Origin of the sequence: Streptomyces sp. NRRL F-5630 (assembly GCF_000719475.1) — a bacterium.
GTDB lineage: Bacteria > Actinomycetota > Actinomycetes > Streptomycetales > Streptomycetaceae > Streptomyces.
On record NZ_JOGO01000024.1, the window covers coordinates 15767 to 33410 of the forward strand.

14 protein-coding genes are annotated in these 17644 nt (G+C 73.5%); 4 read left to right on the top strand and 10 right to left on the bottom strand.

The genetic code is table 11. From position 1 onward, the window contains the following. Window positions 1–9: 9 nt before the first annotated feature. On the bottom strand, window positions 10–1194 hold the full coding sequence (locus tag IF99_RS0113970; protein WP_030996779.1) for a helix-turn-helix domain-containing protein: 1185 nt from the start codon (window positions 1192–1194) through the stop codon (window positions 10–12). A gap of 1203 nt (window positions 1195–2397) precedes the next feature. Between IF99_RS0113970 and IF99_RS0113975 the strand changes: the two genes are divergently transcribed. Continuing rightward, complete coding sequence (locus IF99_RS0113975; RefSeq protein WP_007822581.1) at window positions 2398–2922, top strand: universal stress protein; 525 nt, start codon at window positions 2398–2400, stop codon at window positions 2920–2922. 108 nt (window positions 2923–3030) lie between these two features. Here IF99_RS0113975 and glmS read toward each other — a convergent pair whose 3' ends face one another. The 7 genes from glmS to IF99_RS0114010 all read right to left on the bottom strand — a co-directional run bounded on the left by glmS (window position 3031) and on the right by IF99_RS0114010 (window position 12989). Next, on the bottom strand, window positions 3031–4854 hold the full coding sequence (glmS, locus tag IF99_RS0113980; protein WP_030996780.1) for a glutamine--fructose-6-phosphate transaminase (isomerizing): 1824 nt from the start codon (window positions 4852–4854) through the stop codon (window positions 3031–3033). A 163-nt stretch (window positions 4855–5017) separates the two neighbouring features. Further along, window positions 5018–5302, bottom strand: a complete 285-nt coding sequence (locus IF99_RS0113985) for a hypothetical protein (protein ID WP_030996781.1) — start codon at window positions 5300–5302, stop codon at window positions 5018–5020. A gap of 924 nt (window positions 5303–6226) precedes the next feature. After that, window positions 6227–6649, bottom strand: coding sequence for a hypothetical protein (locus IF99_RS0113990; protein WP_030996782.1), 423 nt, complete (start codon window positions 6647–6649; stop codon window positions 6227–6229). A 332-nt stretch (window positions 6650–6981) separates the two neighbouring features. Then, entirely contained in the window at window positions 6982–8154 is a 1173-nt protein-coding gene (locus IF99_RS0113995) for an acyl-CoA dehydrogenase family protein (RefSeq protein WP_030996783.1), read from the bottom strand. Between the two features lie 109 nt (window positions 8155–8263). After that, entirely contained in the window at window positions 8264–9205 is a 942-nt protein-coding gene (locus tag IF99_RS0114000) for a hydroxymethylglutaryl-CoA lyase (RefSeq protein WP_030996784.1), read from the bottom strand. Next, complete coding sequence (locus tag IF99_RS0114005; protein WP_030996785.1) at window positions 9202–11202, bottom strand: biotin carboxylase N-terminal domain-containing protein; 2001 nt, start codon at window positions 11200–11202, stop codon at window positions 9202–9204. The genes IF99_RS0114000 and IF99_RS0114005 overlap by 4 nt, the downstream gene beginning before the upstream one ends. A 65-nt stretch (window positions 11203–11267) precedes the next feature. Continuing rightward, window positions 11268–12989, bottom strand: a complete 1722-nt coding sequence (locus tag IF99_RS0114010) for a carboxyl transferase domain-containing protein (protein ID WP_030996786.1) — start codon at window positions 12987–12989, stop codon at window positions 11268–11270. A 132-nt stretch (window positions 12990–13121) separates the two neighbouring features. Between IF99_RS0114010 and IF99_RS0114015 the strand changes: the two genes are divergently transcribed. Then, window positions 13122–13709: a TetR/AcrR family transcriptional regulator gene (locus IF99_RS0114015; RefSeq protein WP_030996787.1), complete on the top strand. Its 588-nt coding sequence runs from the start codon at window positions 13122–13124 to the stop codon at window positions 13707–13709. 6 nt (window positions 13710–13715) lie between these two features. Here IF99_RS0114015 and IF99_RS0114020 read toward each other — a convergent pair whose 3' ends face one another. Continuing rightward, window positions 13716–15221 (bottom strand): MDR family MFS transporter, encoded by a 1506-nt coding sequence (locus IF99_RS0114020; protein ID WP_030996788.1) that lies wholly within the window; start codon window positions 15219–15221, stop codon window positions 13716–13718. Window positions 15222–15632: 411 nt separating this feature from the next. Between IF99_RS0114020 and IF99_RS0114025 the strand changes: the two genes are divergently transcribed. Beyond that, window positions 15633–16445 carry an alpha/beta fold hydrolase gene (locus IF99_RS0114025; protein WP_030996789.1) on the top strand — a complete coding sequence of 271 codons (813 nt, stop codon included), beginning with the start codon at window positions 15633–15635 and terminating at the stop codon, window positions 16443–16445. 118 nt (window positions 16446–16563) lie between these two features. Here IF99_RS0114025 and IF99_RS0114030 read toward each other — a convergent pair whose 3' ends face one another. Continuing rightward, window positions 16564–17181 (bottom strand): nucleoside/nucleotide kinase family protein, encoded by a 618-nt coding sequence (locus tag IF99_RS0114030; protein ID WP_030996790.1) that lies wholly within the window; start codon window positions 17179–17181, stop codon window positions 16564–16566. Window positions 17182–17364: 183 nt separating this feature from the next. Between IF99_RS0114030 and IF99_RS0114035 the strand changes: the two genes are divergently transcribed. Next, window positions 17365–17550 (top strand): hypothetical protein, encoded by a 186-nt coding sequence (locus tag IF99_RS0114035; RefSeq protein ID WP_030996791.1) that lies wholly within the window; start codon window positions 17365–17367, stop codon window positions 17548–17550. Window positions 17551–17644 lie beyond the last annotated feature (94 nt).

A 17644-nucleotide genomic window follows, 5' to 3' on the forward strand; every position in this document is an offset into this window, starting at 1 on the left:
TGTCTCAGCCTACGCGGGACGCTCCCGCTGACTGGGCAGTACGCCGCGGGCGGGCAGCCCGGCGAGAGCCTCGGCGCGCTCCTCGCTCTGGCGCCGCAACTGCGCGGGGACCGCGCCCGGCGCGGCCATCCGCTCGACCGCGACGGCGGCCGCCGGCTGCTCGGCGCGCTCCTGCTGCGGACGCCGGGCGCGGTAGGCGGCCCGGTACGCGGCGGGGGACGAGCCGAGCTGACGGCGGAAGTGGCCGCGCAGCGCGACGGGGGAGCGGAAGCCGCAGCGCCCCGCGACCTCGTCCACCGAGTAGTCCGAGGTCTCCAGGAGCCGCTGCGCCTGGAGCACCCGCTGCGTGATCAGCCACTGGAGGGGGGCCGAGCCGGTCAGCGAGCGGAACCTGCGGTCGAAGGTGCGGCGGCTCATGTACGCGCGCGCGGCGAGGGTCTCCACGTCGAACTGCTCGTGGAGGTGCTCCAGCGCCCAGGCGACGACCTCGGCGAGCGGGTCGGCGCCGATCTCCTCCGGTAAAGACCTGTCCAGGTAGCGCTCCTGGCCGCCCGAGCGCCGCGGGGGCACGACGAGACGCCGGGCGAGCGCCCCGGCCGCCTCGTTGCCGTGGTCGGAGCGGACGATGTGGAGGCACAGGTCGATCCCGGCCGCCGTACCGGCCGAGGTGAGGACATCGCCGTCGTCGACGAAGAGTTCGCGCGGGTCCACGTGGACCGAGGGGTAGCGCTTGGCGAGCGTCGGGGCGTACATCCAGTGGGTCGTGGCGGGGCGGCCGTCGAGGAGGCCCGCGGCGGCGAGCACGAAGGCGCCGGTGCACAGGCCGACGATCCGCGCGCCCTCCTCGTGCGCCCTGCGCAGCGCGTCGAGCGCCTCGGCGGGGGGCGGGGCCGTGATGGACCGCCAGGCGGGGACCACGACGGTGCCGGCCCGCGAGACGGCCTCCAGGCCGTGAGGGGCCGTCAGTTCGAGGCCGCCCGTGGTGCGCAGCGGACCGTCCTCGCCCGCGCACACGAGCAGGCGGTAACGCGGCACCCCGGCGTCCTGCCGGTCGATGCCGAAGACCGAGAGCGGGATCGAACTCTCGAAGATGGGACCACCGCTGAAGAGGAGGACCGCGACGATCTCGCGGCGTCTGCGGCCCGAGAGCCTGCGGCCCGGCGCCTCCGGTGCGACAGTGACATCCTGGCTCATGGCGCTAAGCCCCCCTCGGTCTTCGACGCACCCCGTCCTTGTCGGGCGTTCCGCTCCTGCACCTTGTCCCCTCGGTCCGGCACGAGTCCCCCGCCGTACGACAGCCATGATCGAATCTACTGTGTCCCGCGGTGCCCGCGTGACCTGTTCGCCACCAGCCACTATGTCGACATGGCAACGTGGCGTAAAGCATTCGATCACGAAGCGTTGCACTTGGTGGCCCGGCTGGGAAGTACGCCTCTCGCCGGTGGCCAATCCCCATAGGGTGCCTCGCGCCCGCGCGAGGCTTTCCACCCTGCTCGGACGGGGCTTTGGCGGGGGTAAGGGGCACTCAGCCGGTTGACCGATAAGTTGGCTGAAAAGCTACGGGGGCGTGCGCGGGACACATCGCTCCCGCAGGGTGTGCGCCCCCTGGGGTGCGGTGCTCCCACCGCGCTCCCCGGGGCCTGTCGGGCGCCGGGGCGTACTGAGGCGTACGGGCCCCGCACCTCGCCGGATGAGCGGATGCCCGCTCGTCCTGACTACCCGTCACCTGCCGCTCGGCGCGCACCGCGTCGAGCCCGGGCGCCCCTCCCGCGCCCCCGGCCACGCGCACCCCGCAGGCGAGCACGACCGCCGTAAACAGGACGCCGCCGAACACCCCCCGTGCGCGAACGCCCCCGGCGCACGGGGGTAGGGGCGGGTCCCGCCCCGTACGGCCCCGGTGGTGCGGTACGAGGTACGGGTACGGGCCGGTGGTGCGAGGCCGTGCCCGGTCCGCCCCGTCCGTGCCCGCCCCCGCGCGCGGCCACCCGCGCACGCCGGGACGCGCGCCCGTACCACCCGCACGGCACCGCGCCCATCCCCGGCTCCGACGCCCGTCCAGGGCCGCCCCGGCCTTGTTCCCCCGCCCCGTACGCCTGCCGCCGTCCCGTTCGTCCACGCGGCACACGCCACCGGCCATTGCCAGAGAGGGCAGGACTCGGGCATGCTCCCTGGAACGCGTCGGCGGACCGCCTCGGGCGGGCCCTTCGGGGAGGAGTGAGGCCGTACCCTTGGGGGTATGCGCTGGGGAAGGCGATTCCCGGACAGTCGCACGACCCGGTGATCGCGTCGCTCCCTGTTCCTCCCCGTGCACCGCTTTCCCCGAGTTCCCCCTGATGCGCTTTCCCTGATTGCTTCTTCCGTCTTCCTTCTCACGAGGACTCACTCGCCGAGACACCGATGGCCGGTCACGAATTCCCCGAACCAGCGGACCGCAAGCGGCCCACCGCCGAAACGGCGGCCGATCCCCTCGCGCTGGAGGAAAACCGCCCGTCCTGCGATCCGGCCTTCCGGCACGGCGTCGTGGTCGGCTTCGACGGTTCGACCTCCAGCGAACGGGCTCTCTCCTACGCCGTGGGGCTCGCGCTGCGCGCCGCCTCCGCGCTGATCATCGTCCATGTGGCCAACCGGCTGCCCACCACCGTGTGGGCGGGCTGCGAGCCACCCGTCTTCGTCGACGTCCCCGACCACCGCACCGAGGTCCTCGGCCTGGAGCTGGCCTGCGCCGACTTCCTCTCCGAGGTGCCGTGGGTCCTGGTGGAGCGGGGCGGCGACATCTGCCACGAACTGGAGGAAGTGGGCAAGGAGTACGAGGCGGACGCCATCGTCGTGGGTACGACGCACGGCGTCGTGGGCCGCATCTTCGGCTCCGTCTCGGGCCGCCTCGCCCGCCGTGCCCAGCGCCCGGTGATCGTCATCCCCTGAGCGGGACGGGCCACGGGACGCGGGCAAGGGGCGCCCCCTCACGAGGGGGCGCCCCTTGCCCGCGTCCCGTGGCCGCGCCCGTACGTGAGCCCGGCCGGGCGCCGTCGGCTACTCCACCGTCACCGACTTCGCGAGGTTGCGCGGCTTGTCGATGTCGCGGCCCATGGCGAGGGCCGTGTGGTAGGCGAAGAGCTGGAGCGGGATGCCCATGAGGATCGGGTCGAGTTCGTCCTCGTTCTTCGGCACCACATAGGTGTCGTCGGCCTTCTCCTGCTTCTGGTGGGCGACGGCGAGGACACGGCCCTCGCGGGCCTTGATCTCCTCGATCGCGGCCCGGTTCTTCTCCAGGAGATCGTCGTCGGGGACGATCGCGACGGTCGGCAGGGCAGGCTCGATGAGGGCGAGCGGGCCGTGCTTGAGCTCGGAGGCCGGGTACGCCTCGGCGTGCACGTAGCTGACCTCCTTGAGCTTGAGGCTCGCCTCGCGCGCCACCGGGTAGCCGCGCACGCGCCCGATGAACATCATCGAACGGGCGCCCGCGTACGCCTTCGCCAGCTCCTTGACCTCGTCCTCGCGGTCCAGGATCTCGGCGATCTGCCCGGGCAGTCGCCGCAGTCCCTCCAGGAGCCGCTTGCCGTCCGCGACGGAGAGGTCCCGGATGCGCCCGAGGTGGAGGGCGAGCAGCGCGAAGGCGACGGTCGTGTTGGTGAAGCACTTCGTCGAGACGACGCAGACCTCGGGCCCGGCGTGCACGTAGATCCCACCGTCCGTCTCGCGGGCGATCGCGGAGCCCACGACGTTGACGAATCCGAGGACCTTCGCGCCCTTGCGCTTCAGCTCCTGCACGGCCGCGAGCACGTCGTAGGTCTCGCCGGACTGCGAGACGGCGATGTAGAGCGTCTCGGGGTCGACGACGGGGTTGCGGTAGCGGAACTCGCTCGCGGGCTCCGCGTCGGCGGGGATGCGGGCGATCTCCTCGATGAGCTGCGCGCCGATCTGCCCGGCGTGGTACGAGGTGCCGCAGCCGAGGATCTTGATGCGGCGCACGGTGCGGGCGTCACGGGCGTCGAGGTTGAGCCCGTCGAGCCGCACGGTCGAGAAGCGCTCGTCGATCCGGCCGCGCAGCACACGGTCGACGGCCTCGGCCTGCTCGCTCATCTCCTTGTGCATGTACGTGTCGTGGCCGCCCATGTCGTACGACTCGGCCTCCCACTCCACGAGGGTCGTCTCCGGGTTCGTGCGCGAGCCCTCGGTGGTGTAGGTGCGGAAGTCGTCGGCGGTGAGGGTCGCCATCTCGCCGTCGTCGAGCGTGACGATCTGGCGGGTGTGGGCGACGAGGGCGGCGACGTCGGAGGCGACGAACATCTCCTTGTCGCCGATGCCGAGGACGACGGGGGAGCCGTTGCGGGCGACGACGATGCGCTCGGGGAAGTCGGCGTGCAGCACCGCGATGCCGTACGTGCCCTCGATCTGGCCGAGCGCGGCACGGACCCTGTCCTCCAGGGACTCGTGCGGGGCGCGGGCGATGAGGTGGGTGAGGACCTCGGTGTCGGTCTCGGAGGCGAAGACGACGCCGTCCGCGGTGAGCCGGGCGCGCAGTTCGTCGGCGTTGTCGATGATGCCGTTGTGCACGACGGCGACCTGCTCGGCCGCGTCGAGGTGGGGGTGCGCGTTGGGATCGCTGGGGGCGCCGTGGGTCGCCCAGCGGGTGTGCGCGATGCCGGTGGTCCCGGCGAAGCGCTTGGGGATGCGCGCCTCCAGGTCGCGGACGCGGCCCTTGCCCTTGGCGAGCTTGAGACCGGGCGTCTTCGCCTTCGGGCTGGTGATCACGACACCCGCCGAGTCGTAGCCCCGGTACTCCAGGCGCTGGAGCCCTTCGAGCAGCAGCGGAGCGACATCGCGCCGCCCCACGTATCCCACGATTCCGCACATATCGCTTCCGCCCTTGGTGGTGGTGCGGGCCGGTCCGGTGGGCCGGCCTCTTTCGGGTGGCACGGGCCGGTCGGTCGGCCCGGAGTCCTTTCGGGTGGTACGCGTCCCTTCGGGCCGTACCGGCCGGTCCCGCGGGTCCCGCGCGGGTGCGGCCGTGGCGAGTTCAGCCGTAGACGAGGCGCCGCAGCTGCCGCAGGGAGAGCTGGGGCGGAGCCACCGCGCGGTGCGGCAGCTCCTCGGAGATCCGCTCGAAGATCGCCGGGTTGGTCAGGCCCTTGGCCTGGAGCTCCCGGTGCCGCCTGCGGACCCATTCCTCGGTGGTCTCGTCGTAGAACGCCAGGACGTCCATCACCACGCGATGGGCCTCGCCACGGCTGAGCGGGGTGCTCCGCGTGAGGTGGTCGAGCAGCTCGTCGAGGGGGTCGGGGTCGGCCCGGCGTTCGTGCACTCGTCGATATTGGGGGAGGGGAGTGGGGTTTCGCAAGAAATCTGCCCGGAATCGGGCAGGGGGTGAGTGGTGGGGGAATCCCCTCGGGGCCGGGGGCTGGAGGAGGGGGCTGCCGGGTTCGTGGTGGCGGTAGGCCCTGCGGGGGTGGGGGCGAACGTTGAGCGAGCGGTGCAGTGCGGGGAGGGGAGGGGGCGGCCTCCCGCCCGGGGCGCACTCGGTGGGGTGTTGCTGAACTCTTCGTCTTCGGCAGCCTCCTGCCGCCCGGGAGATCGGGTGGGGCAGGACGTCTTGAAGGCGGCGGCAGCTCCCGATCAGCCGAGAGCGCCGTCGTGCGAGCGGTGCACGCGGTGAGTGGAGGGAAGCGGCCCCATCCCGTCTGGGGGCGACCAGGAGCGGTGGAACGCCTTGAAGGGCGGCCCCCCTCCCGCCCGGGGCGACTAGGAGCGGCGGAACGTCTTGGGGGGCCGGTGGTGGCCCCCTGCCGGCCGGGGACCACGTGGGCAAAAGGCCTTGAGGTGATCGGTGGCAGCCCCCTCCCGCCCGGGGGGACGACCCCTACACCATCATCCCAAGTCGCCACGCTCCGTCACCCCGTCCACGGCCTCGACGCCCGGATTTGTGGATAACCTCGCCGAAATCGCGAAACGGCTCACTCCGAAGAGTGAGCCGTTCTCTGGCGTGCGCGTAGTTGTCCACAGACGGCCGGTAACCCCCGGCCCGCCGGGGTATGCCGGGACACCTCCCGCCGGTGCGTACCTGCTGGCGTGTGCCCGGCCGCCGTCCGGCTGCCGCGTCCCCCGCCATCCGCCTGCCAGCGGGCGCCCGGCCGCCCTCCCGCAGCGGCCGGGCCCGCCCTCCGCCCGCCGGGCGGCTCGCCCCGCCGGGCGGCTCGTCGGGCCCCGTCGGCGCCTCCCCGCCCGTCCGTCAGTGGCGGCTCTTCCTCGTCCCCCCGCGGCTGCGGTTCCGGCTCTTGCTCGTACCGCTCCGGCTCTTGCTCGTGCCGGCCTTGTGGCTCTTCCTGTGGCCGCCCGAGTACGAGGAGGACGAGCCGTGCGAGGACTTCTCGCAGTCGTCGTCCTTCGGCGTGAACTTCAGGCGGGCGCCCGGTTCGGAGGAGCTCGCCTTGCTGTAGTCCGTCTGCTTCACCTCGTACCAGCGGCCGTCCTGGTCCGACTTGCCGTTGACGTCGTCGAGTTGCACGCAGTAGAGCGAGGAGGGGGTGTTCGTGGTCTGTACGAGCGTCCCCCTCACCGCCTTCTGTCCTCCTCCTCCGCACGCCGTGAGCGAGAGGCTGAGCGCGAGGCCGAGACAAGCGGCGGCGACGGTGGTGCGGCGTCGGGTGTGCATGGAGATCCCCCCGGGTAGTGGGCGCCGCCCCCTGCGGCGCCTCTCCAGTGAAGTCCGCTCCACACGCCCGAACGGTTCCCGTTCAGGCGCACGGAGCGGAACCTTGGAACGCTACCCGAAGGACGGCGACAGCTCCAGGGCGGGTCTCACCGTTCGGTCGACCGCGCCGATAGCCCGTGTGAAGCCGTCGCTCGCCCTGGCGAATCGGCCGACCGCCCCCGCCGGCCAACCGGTCACTCGCCCCACCAACCGGCCTCCCGCCCCGAAAGTCGCCCCCCACCCGGAAAGCCGACCCCGCCCGGAAAGCCGCCCCCCTCCGCCCCGGCCTCCCCTCACGCGGCCATCGGAAGCCCCAACTCCCGTGCGATCAACATGCGCTGGACCTCGCTCGTGCCCTCGCCGATCTCCAGGATCTTGGCGTCCCGCCACATGCGCGCGACCGGGTACTCGTTCATGAAGCCGTAGCCGCCGTGGATCTGTGTCGCGTCCCGCGCGTTGTCGACGGCGATCGTCGAGGAGTACAGCTTCGCGAGCGCCGCCTCCTTCTTGAACGGCTCCCCGTGAACGAGCCTGCTCGCCGCGTCCCGCCACGACAACCGCGCGGTGTGCGCCCGCAGTTCCATGTCGGCGATCTTGAACTGGAGGCCCTGGTTGGCCCCGATCGGCTTCCCGAAGGCGTGCCGCTCCTTCGCGTACGCGACCGACTCGTCCACGCAGCCCTGTGCCAGCCCCGTCGCGAGCGCCGCGATCGCGACCCGGCCCTCGTCGAGGATGCGCAGGAACTGCGCGTAGCCGCGCCCGGGTTCACCGAGCAGGTTGGCCTTCGGGACCCGTACGTCCTGGAAGGACAGCTCGCGCGTGTCCGAGGCGTTCCAGCCGACCTTCGAGTACGGGGCGGCCACGGTGAAGCCAGGGGTTCCCGAGGGCACGATGATCGAGGAGATGCGCGGGCTGCCGTCGTCCTTGCGCCCGGTCACGGCCGTCACGGTCACCAAGCCCGTGATGTCCGTGCCGGAGTTGGTGATGAAGCACTTCGATCCGTTGATGACCCACTCGTTCGTCGCCTCGTCGAGCACCGCTGTCGTGCGGGTGCCGCCCGCGTCCGAGCCCGCGCCCGGCTCGGTGAGCCCGAAGGCGCCCAGGATCTCCCCAGTGCACAGGCGCGGCAGCCACGCGCGCTTCTGCTCCTCGGTGCCGAAGAGGTGGATCGGCATGGCGCCGAGCGAGACGCCCGCCTCCAGCGTGATCGCCACCGAGGAGTCCACGCGGGCGAGTTCTTCGAGCGCGAGGCCGAGCGCGAGGTAGTCGCCGCCCATCCCGCCGTACTCCTCGGGGAACGGGAGCCCGAAGAGCCCCATGCGGCCCATCTCGCGCACGATCTCGTAGGGGAACTCGTGCCGCTCGTAGTAGTCGCCGATCTTCGGCGCGACGACGTCGTGCGCGAACTCCTCGACGGTACGGCGCAGTTGTTCGTGCTCCTCGGTGAGCCTGTGGTCCAGGGGCATGGGGTCACTCCTCGGTACGGGTGAGCGGGGGCGCGCCCGGGGTGCCGGGACGCGGGGGAGGGGATCGCCGGTCGGGCGAGGGGACGGGAGGGGGACGTACGCGCGGAGTTCAGGAACCGGCCAGTGCGCGGACCGTGCGGGACGGGGACGGGCGGCCCAGGTGGCCGGCCATCCACGTACTCGTCTCCACGAGGGCTTCCAGATCGATACCGGTCTCGATGCCGAGGCCGCGCAGCATCCACACGAGGTCCTCGGTCGCGAGGTTCCCCGTGGCGCTGCGCGCGAAGGGGCAGCCGCCGAGCCCGCCGGCGGAGGCGTCGACCGTGGTCACGCCCATGCGCAGCGCCTCCAGGGTGTTCGCGAGGGCCTGCCCGTACGTGTCGTGGAAGTGGACGCCGAGCGTCGCGAGCGGTACGCCCGCTTCCGTGAGGGCGGTGAGCAGGGCCCGTACGTGCCCGGCCGTCGCGACGCCGATCGTGTCGCCCAGGCTCAGCTCGTCGCAGCCCATCCCTTCGAGCGCCTTCGCGACCGCGACGACCCGTTCGACCGGCACGGGACCCTCCCACGGGTCGCCGAAGCACATCGACAGGTAGCCGCGCACGTGCGCCCCGGCGGCCTTCGCCTCCGCGACGACCGGTGCGAAGACCGCGAGGGACTCGTCCACGGTGCGGTTCAGGTTGGCCTTCGCGAAGCTCTCCGTGACGCTCGCGAAGATCGCCACGCGGTCCGCGCCGAGGGCGAGCGCCCGCTCCAGGCCGCGTGCGTTCGGTACGAGGACGGGCAGCCGCACGCCCTGCTCCCGCAGATCCGCGAGGCGAGGGAACAGCACCTCGGCGTCCGCGAGTTGGGGCACCCACTTCGGGTGCACGAAGCTTGTCGCCTCGACCGTCGTGAGCCCGGCGCTCGCGAGCCGGTGCACGAACTCCGCCTTCACGTCGACGGGTACGGTGCTCTTCTCGTTCTGGAGTCCGTCGCGCGCGCCGACCTCGTGGACGCGGACGCGGGAGGGCAGACCGCCGAGCGGAACCGTCATCGGGAGCCCCGTGCTCATCGCGCCACCTCCGTCAACGGCTCCACGACCGCGAGGACTTCGTCCATCGCGACGGTGCCGCCCTGCCGGACGGCGACCCGGGTCACCGTGCCGTCGTGCGGCGCGGTGATGACGTGCTCCATCTTCATCGCCTCCACCACGAGCAGCCCGTCGCCCGCCCGTACCGTGTCGCCCTCCTTGGCCTTGACGACCGTGACCGTGCCCGGCATCGGCGCGGTGAGCGAGCCCGTGCCGCCCGCGCCCCCGGCCGCGCGCAGCGCGGCGGCGACCGGATCGTGGTCGCGGACCTCCCACGCGTCCCCGTCGCGCCCCAGCCAGTCCCCGGCCCGTACGAAGCGGAGCCGCCGTCCCACCGCCGTGACCGTCACCGCCTCCTCGCTCACCTCGGCGTCCGCGGGCACGGTCCGCTCGACCGGCTCGTGGCCCGGCACCCGCAGCGGCACGCGCAGCGCCGCGGGGGTCCCGCCGAGCCGCCAGCCGTCCCCCGCCGCGAAGGGATCACGCCACCCCGGCCCAGCTCCGCCCGCCGTGAGGGCCGCCCTGCGCACGGCCGCGGCCGCCGCGTACACCTCGCGCGGCACCTCGGGCTCCACGAACCCGGCCGCCTCGCGCTCGACGAGCCCCGTGTCCAACTCGCCCGCCACGACCTGCGGATGGGCGAGCAGGCGGCGCAGGAAGCCCGCGTTCGTCGGGACGCCGAGCGTCACCGTCCGGGCGAGCGCGCCCCGCAGGCGGCGCAGGGCCGTGTCCCGGTCCGGGCCGTACGCGACGATCTTCGCGAGCATCGGGTCGTACGCGCTGCCGACCTCGACGCCCTCACTGAGCCCCGAGTCCACCCGTACGCCCGGCCCCGTGGGTTCCTCCAGGCGCAGCACGGTGCCGCCGCTCGGCAGGAAGGCCGGTGATCCATCGATGAGTTGTACCGACTCGGCGCAGATCCGCGCCTCGACCGCATGCCCGTCGAGACGGACGTCCTCCTGCGCGAGCGGGAGCCGCTCCCCGGCCGCGACCCTGATCTGCCACTCGACGAGATCGAGCCCGGTCACCAACTCGGTGACTGGGTGCTCCACTTGGAGGCGCGTGTTCATCTCCATGAAGTAGTACGCCTCGGGCGCGGTCCCGGCCGGGGCGTCCGGCTCGGGGCCCGGGACGATGAACTCGACGGTGCCCGCGCCCTCGTAGCCGCAGGACCTGGCCGCGCGGACGGCCGCCTCGCCCATCGCCGTGCGCGTCGCCTCGTCGAGGAGGACCGAGGGCGCCTCCTCGATGAGCTTCTGGTGGCGGCGCTGGAGCGAGCACTCGCGCTCGCCGAGGTGGATGACGTTGCCGTGCCGGTCGGCGAAGACCTGGATCTCGATGTGCCGGGGGCGCTGCACCCACCGTTCGACGAGGAGCGTGTCGTCGCCGAACGAGGAACGGGCCTCGCGGCGCGCGGCCGCGATCTCCTCGGCGAGCAGCGCCTCGTCCCGGACCAGGCGCATCCCCTTGCCGCCGCCGCCCGCCGAGGGCTTGAGCAGCACCGGCATCCCGATCTCCCGTGCCGCGTCGGCGAGTTCCTCGTCGTCGAGACCGCTGCCGCTGGAGCCCGGCACGACCGGGACGCCCGCCTGCCTGACCGTCTCCTTGGCGCGGATCTTGTCGCCCATGAGGTCCACGGCGTCCGCCGGGGGGCCGATGAAGACGAGGCCCGCGTCCGCGCAGGCGCGTGCGAAGGCCGCGTTCTCCGCGAGGAAGCCGTAGCCGGGGTGCACCGCCTGGGCGCCGGTGCGCCGCGCGGCCTCCAGGAGCGCGGGCACCGAGAGGTAGCTCTCGGTCGCGGGCGCGGGGCCGATGCGGACGGCCTCGTCGGCCTCCCGCACGTGCCGTGCGCGCGCGTCCGCGTCGCTGTAGACCGCGACCGAGCGGATGCCGAGGGCGCGCAGGGTGCGGATGACGCGGACGGCGATCTCGCCGCGGTTGGCGATGAGGACGGTGTCGAACAGAGCGGTTCCTGGCATGGCTACCTTCGAAGTCGCCTTGGACGTCGGTGGACGTGAGGTCGTCGCGGGGGTCGTCATCGAGATCACATCCGGAAGACGCCGAAGCGGGGTTCGGGCAGCGGGGCGTGGGCGCAGGCGGTGAGCGCGAGGCCCAGGACGCGGCGCGTGTCGAGCGGGTCGATCACGCCGTCGTCCCACAGGCGGGCGGTCGCGTAGTAGGCGTCGCCCTGCCGCTCGTACTGCTGCCTGACCGGTGCCTTGAACCGCTCCTCGTCGTCGGCGGGCCACTCCTCGCCGCGCGCCTCCATCTGGTCGCGCTTGACGGTCGCGAGGACGGACGCGGCCTGTTCACCGCCCATGACGGAGATCTTCGCGTTGGGCCACATCCACAGGAAGCGGGGTCCGTAGGCCCGGCCGCACATCGAGTAGTTGCCCGCGCCGTAGGAGCCGCCGACGACGACCGTGAGCTTCGGCACGCGGGTCGTCGCGACCGCCGTGACCATCTTCGCGCCGTGCTTCGCGATGCCGCCCGCCTCGTAGGCGCGGCCGACCATGAAGCCCGAGATGTTCTGGAGGAAGAGCAGCGGGATGCCGCGCTGGTCGCACAACTCGATGAAGTGCGCGCCCTTCTGCGCGGATTCGGAGAAGAGGATGCCGTTGTTCGCGACGATGCCGACCGGGTGGCCGTGGACGTGCGCGAAGCCGGTGACGAGCGTCTGCCCGTACTCGGCCTTGAACTCCTGGAAGCGGGAACCGTCCACGATCCGCGCGATGACCTCGCGCACGTCGTACGGGGTGCGCGAGTCGGCGGGCACGGCTCCGTAGAGGCCCGCCGGATCGACCGCGGGCTCCTCCTGCTCCCTCACCGCCCACGGGAGTTCCTTGCGGGCGGGCAGCGTCGCGACGATGTTCCGGACGATCCGCAGCGCGTGCGCGTCATCCTCGGCGAGGTGGTCGGTGACGCCCGAGACGCGGCTGTGGACCTCGCCGCCGCCCAGTTCCTCGGCGGTCACCACCTCGCCCGTGGCCGCCTTCACGAGCGGCGGTCCGCCGAGGAAGATCGTGCCCTGGCCGCGCACGATGACCGCCTCGTCGCTCATCGCGGGCACGTACGCGCCCCCGGCCGTGCACGAGCCCATCACCGAGGCGATCTGCGGAATCCCCGCCGCCGACATGCGCGCCTGGTTGTAGAAGATCCGGCCGAAGTGCTCGCGGTCGGGGAAGACCTCGTCCTGCATCGGCAGGAACGCGCCGCCCGAGTCCACGAGGTACACGCACGGCAGGCGGTTCTCCAGGGCGACCTCCTGCGCGCGCAGGTGCTTCTTGACGGTCATCGGGTAGTACGTACCGCCCTTGACCGTCGCGTCGTTGGCGACGACGACGCTCAACCGGCCCGAGATCATGCCGAGTCCGGCGACGACCCCGGCGGCGGGCGCGGCCCCCTCGTACAGCCCCTCGGCGGCGAGGGGCGCCAGCTCCAGGAACGGCGAACCGGGGTCGAGCAGGCTGTCGACGCGCTCGCGCGGGAGCATCTTGCCGCGCGAGACGTGCCGCTCGCGGGCGCGCTCGCCGCCGCCGAGCCGGGCCCGCTCCAGGCGCGAGCGCAGCTCGTCGGCGAGCTTCGCGTGCGCGGCCTCGTTGGCGCGCCACGCCTCGGACGCCGGATCGGCGGAGGTCGTGAGGACCGGGGCGAGCTGGACCGTCGCCGCGGGGTGGACGCCGGAGGGGCCGGGGGAGTGGGCCTCGTGGAGGTGCGGGGCCGCGCCGCCCGTGCCGCCGCCCGTCGCCGTCGTCTGGTCCGCCATGCGGTCGATCCCCTCGCCGGCCGGGCTCCGTCGCCCGGCGGTCGCTGAACGTATGAGTGCGCGTGTTAGTGAGCGTTAACGTCTGTCGTTCAGGTTAACGAGCGCTAACGGCCTTGTCTAGAATGACTTCCCATGAGCACCAGCCCCGCGAGCGCAGACGCGCCGACGAGACGGGTCCAGATCCTCCGGGAGGCCGCCCGCCTCTTCGCCGCGCGCGGCTTCCACGGGGTCGGAGTGGACGAGATAGGCGCGGCCGTGGGGATCAGCGGCCCCGGCCTCTACCGCCACTTCGCGGGCAAGGACGCGATGCTCGCCGAACTGCTCGTCGGCATCAGCGAGCGCCTGCTCGCGGGCGGCCGCGCGCGTCTCGCCGCGGCGGAGGGGCCTCCGGAAGCGGCACTCGACTCCCTCCTCGCCGGGCACATTGACTTCGCCCTCGACGACCGCGCCCTGATCGTCCTCCACGACCGCGAACTCGACCGCCTCCGCGACGAGGACCGCCGCCGGGTGCGCCGCCTCCAGCGCGAGTACGTCGAACTCTGGGTGGACACCCTCCGCAAGGCCCGCCCCACGACGGACGAGCCCACGGCCCGCGCGACGGTCCACGCGGTCTTCGGCCTCCTCAACTCGACCCCGCACCAGGTGGCCGACGGCATAGGGCGGACGGAGATGGGTGACCTCCTGCTGCGGCTGGCGCGCGGGGCGTTCGGGGCGGCGTGAGAGCCGTCACGCCACCCCCGCCGCCCCCTTCCCGCCCTCAGCCACCGGCTTCGCGGGCTCCGTGCCCCGCAGCGGGACCTCCTCGATCGCCAGGGCCGCGAGGAGGGCCGCCACGCCCACGCAGGCTCCCACCAGGAAGATCAGGTGCGTCGCGTGGGCGACGCGTGCGGCGTGGACGGGGCCCTGCGCCGGGCCGCCGCGGACGCTCGACGTGAAGAGCGAGGCGAAGAGCGCCAGGCCCAGGGAGCCGCCCAGGGTGCGGAAGAGGTTGGTCGCCGCCGAGGCCGCGCCCATGTCGCGCATCGGGACCGAGTTCTGCGCGATCGTGTTCGCCATTTGCAGGGCGAAGCCGCTGCCGATGCCCAGGAGGACCATGGAGACCGTCGTGAGGGAGTGCGGCGTGTCCGTTCCCGCCGTGGACAGCAGCCCCATGCCGACCACCATGCTCGCCGCGCCCGTGACGGGGAAGAGCTTGTAGCGGCCCGTCGCCGACATGACCTTGCCCGCGACGCTCGTCGCGACGAGCGTCGCGATCATCATCGGGAGCAGCAGAAGCCCGGAGTGCGAGGCCGTGGCGCCCTGCACCACCTGCTGGTAGAGCGGGAGGTAGAGCGTCGCCCCGAACAAGGCCATCCCCGTCACCGTCAACAGCACGGCGGCGAGCGGGAAGTTGCGGTGGCTCGTGTAGACGCGCGGCGGCATCAGCGGTTCGCCGACGCGGAGTTCGGTCGCGACGAAGGCCACCAGGAGCGCGACGGCGAGCGCGCCGAGGCAGAGGATCCGCCACGAGCCCCACGCGTACGTGCTCCCCGCCCACGTCGCCGCCATCACGAAGGCCGAGAGGGCCCCGCTGAGCAGCACGATCCCGGCCCAGTCGATCCGTACCGCCCCCTGCCGCTCCCGCGCGGGGAGCCGCAGCAGCAGCCCGCACCACGTGAGGCACACGAGGCCCACGGGGACGTTCACGTAGAAGGCCCAGCGCCAGCCCAGGTGCCCGGTCACGAAGCCCCCGACGAGCGGCCCGCCGAGCTGCCCGGCCGCCATCACGGCGGCGATCATGCCCTGGTACCTGCCGCGTTCGCGCGGCGGCACGAGCGCGCCGATCAGCGCGAAGGCCCCCGCGCCCATGCCGCCCGCGCCGAGTCCCTGCACGACGCGGAAGGCGATGAGCGCGTTCATCGAGGGCGCGAGCCCACATGCCGCCGAGGCCACGAGGAAGAGCACGACCGAGGCGAGGAAGACGCGCTTGCGGTCGAAGAGATCACCGAGCTTGCCCCAGACGGCGGTCGAGCACGCCGTCGCGAGCGTGTAGCCGGTGACGACCCACGACATCCGGTCCAGCCCGCCGAGGTCGTCCACGACGGTCGGCATCGCGGTACCGACGATCAGGCCGTCCAGCATGGACAGGAGCAGGGCGAGGAGAACGCCGAGCAGGACCCAGCGGACGGGGACGGGGCGACGGGCGGGCGCGGGGACGGCGGGCGAGGGGTCCGGGCGCGGGGCGTCGGCCATGACGTCCCCCTTTCTGGGGCTCGGGCAGGGGAGAGGCGGCGGCAGGGGGAGCACGTGCCGCACGGTGAGCGTAACGAACGCGTTCGTCACGAACAAGTTCGTAAGGACGGGCGCGGAGATAGCTTCCGCTCCCCGGCAACCCCCTAGGTGGATCTGATCCATGGCTTCCCACGGGAGAACGAGGAGGCACCTCGCGGCGGTACGCGCACACGTACGAGGAGCGTCGCTCGCGCGGCGGTCCCCTCCCCGTCCCGTCGGCTCGACGCGTGCGGACCCCCGCCGCCGCCCGGAGAAAGCCGCCGCGCCACCCCGCCCCCAGGTGTACCTTCGGCCCAGCCCAGCCCAGCCCAGCCCAGCCCAGCCCAGCAGGGACGGGACCGGCCCAGCCCCCACTCCGCCGAGGAGCCCCTCATGCCGCAGCGACCCGCCCCGCCCGCCGCCGACTTCCCCGTCGTCCCCCTCCCCGGCGCCCGCATCGCCTGCACCGTGCGCGGGGCGGGGCCCACCGCGCTGCTCGCGCACGGGGTCACGTGCAGCCGCGCGCACGACGCCCGGTACGGGCTCCCCGGCTACACGCCCGTCGCGGCGCACCACCGGCTCGTCGCCTACGACGCGCGGGGACACGGCGAGAGCGGGGGCAGGCCCGAACCGGACGCGTACGAGTGGGGCGCCCTCGCCGGGGACATGCTCGCGCTCGCCGACCACTTCTCGCCGGAGGCCCCCGTCGCCGCGATCGGCTGCTCCATGGGCACGGCGACGGCACTGCACGCCGCACTGCGCGCCCCCGACCGCTTCTTCGCGCTCGTCCTCACCGCCGTCCCCACCGCCTGGGAGACCCGCGCGGCGCAGGCGGGGCTCTACCGGCGGATGGCGGCGCTCGCCGCCGAGGACCCCGCCGGGCTCGACGCCCTGCGCGCCGCCGCTCCCGTGCCCCCGATCTTCGCCGGGCGCGAGCAGGGCACCGGCGACGTCCGCGCCTCGCTCCTGCCCGCCGTCCTGGAGGGCGCCGCGCGCTCCGACCTCCCCGCCCCCGAGACCCTCGCCCGCATCACGGTCCCCACCCTCGTCCTCGCCTGGGACACCGACCCGGGCCACCCCGTCTCCTCCGCCGAGACCGTCGCGCGGCACATCCCGGGCGCCCGCCTCTCCGTGGCGCGGACCGCGCCGGAGGTCGAGGAGTGGGGGCAGGTGGCGGCGGACTTCCTGCGCGAGGCGGGGGACTGAGGGCGGAAGCCTCGCCGACGCGCACCCCCCCTCGGAGCCCGAGGTGCGCGCCCCCCGGCGAGGCGGCCGTAGTCAGCGCGCGGCCCCCTCGCCTCGCTTCCCGTCCGAGGACTGCCCCTCACTCCCGTACCAGCAGGTCCGCCCGCCCTCGACTTCCTTCCACCAGCCGCGCGTTGGCCTCGTCCGAGTCGGCCACCCACCGCTCCGCCTCCGGGCGCGAGCGCCCGTACCGCACGTGCCGCTCCACGAGCCGCCGCACCCGCGTGGCCGGGTCCGGGGCGAGGAACCACGTCTCGTCGAGCAGGTCCCGTACGGCCGACCACGGGCCGGTGCCGAGCAGCAGGTAATTGCCCTCGGTGACGACGAGCGGCGCGTCCGGCGGTACGGGCACCGCCCCGGCGAGCGGCTCCTCCCACTCCCGCCGGAACAGCGGCGCGTACACGACCTCGTCCGCCACCGGCTCGCGCAGCCGCCGCAGGAGCGCCACGTACCCGGCCGCGTCGAACGTGTCGGGCGCCCCCTTCCGTCCAGCACGCCCGAGCCGCTCCAACTCGGCCTGCGCCAGGTGGAATCCGTCCATCGGCACGAGCACGGAGCCGGGCACGGCGGCCACGAGCCGCTCCGCCAGCGTCGACTTCCCCGCCCCGGGCGCCCCCGCGATGCCGAGGAGATGACGGCGGCCGGGGGCGGAGAGAAGGCGGGCGCGGGCGAGGAGGGCGTCGAAGGAGGGGTCCATGCGGATCATTGTGCGGGCGGCCGTGCGCGGGTGGCCGCCGGGTCCGGGGCGAGCGGTGGCGGGGGCCGTGACGGCCGTCGTGGTCCCGGGCGGCGCGGTGAACCGCCCCGAGGGACACCGTGTGCGGGCGTGCGCCCGCGCGTAGAGTCGGTTCCGCACGACCCCACTCCCCGGAGGTGCCCCATGACCGCTTTCTTCCCCCTCGGGCAGCTGAAGGCCGGGCCGCCCCCCGAGGCCGAGCCCGAGCCGGTCGGGATGGACCCCGTGGCCGAGGGCGAGGACGACTTCGACCCGGACGAGATGGCCGCGCTCCTCGTCTCCACACGCGCCCAGCGCGGGCGGCCCGGGGGCGGCTCCTGCGCCGTGTGAGCCGGGCCGCCGCCGCCCCGCGGGGCGCCCCGCGCCCGCCCCTCTCCCGTCTGGACACCCGCCATACGTGCGGGTAACTTCAACGGTGAGCGGG

Excerpts from the sequence above, each read along its gene's own strand:
- IF99_RS0114025 (WP_030996789.1), top strand. The coding sequence starts at position 15,633 with ATGCCGCAGCGACCCGCCCCGCCCGCCGCCGACTTCCCCGTCGTCCCC.
- IF99_RS0113975 (WP_007822581.1), top strand. The coding sequence starts at position 2,398 with ATGGCCGGTCACGAATTCCCCGAACCAGCGGACCGCAAGCGGCCCACC.
- IF99_RS0113990 (WP_030996782.1), bottom strand. The coding sequence starts at position 6,649 with ATGCACACCCGACGCCGCACCACCGTCGCCGCCGCTTGTCTCGGCCTC.
- IF99_RS0114005 (WP_030996785.1), bottom strand. The coding sequence starts at position 11,202 with ATGCCAGGAACCGCTCTGTTCGACACCGTCCTCATCGCCAACCGCGGC.
- IF99_RS0114010 (WP_030996786.1), bottom strand. The coding sequence starts at position 12,989 with ATGGCGGACCAGACGACGGCGACGGGCGGCGGCACGGGCGGCGCGGCC.
- IF99_RS0114030 (WP_030996790.1), bottom strand. The coding sequence starts at position 17,181 with ATGGACCCCTCCTTCGACGCCCTCCTCGCCCGCGCCCGCCTTCTCTCC.
- IF99_RS0113995 (WP_030996783.1), bottom strand. The coding sequence starts at position 8,154 with ATGCCCCTGGACCACAGGCTCACCGAGGAGCACGAACAACTGCGCCGT.
- IF99_RS0114035 (WP_030996791.1), top strand. The coding sequence starts at position 17,365 with ATGACCGCTTTCTTCCCCCTCGGGCAGCTGAAGGCCGGGCCGCCCCCC.
- IF99_RS0114000 (WP_030996784.1), bottom strand. The coding sequence starts at position 9,205 with ATGAGCACGGGGCTCCCGATGACGGTTCCGCTCGGCGGTCTGCCCTCC.
- IF99_RS0114020 (WP_030996788.1), bottom strand. The coding sequence starts at position 15,221 with ATGGCCGACGCCCCGCGCCCGGACCCCTCGCCCGCCGTCCCCGCGCCC.
- IF99_RS0114015 (WP_030996787.1), top strand. The coding sequence starts at position 13,122 with ATGAGCACCAGCCCCGCGAGCGCAGACGCGCCGACGAGACGGGTCCAG.
- glmS (WP_030996780.1), bottom strand. The coding sequence starts at position 4,854 with ATGTGCGGAATCGTGGGATACGTGGGGCGGCGCGATGTCGCTCCGCTG.
- IF99_RS0113970 (WP_030996779.1), bottom strand. The coding sequence starts at position 1,194 with ATGAGCCAGGATGTCACTGTCGCACCGGAGGCGCCGGGCCGCAGGCTC.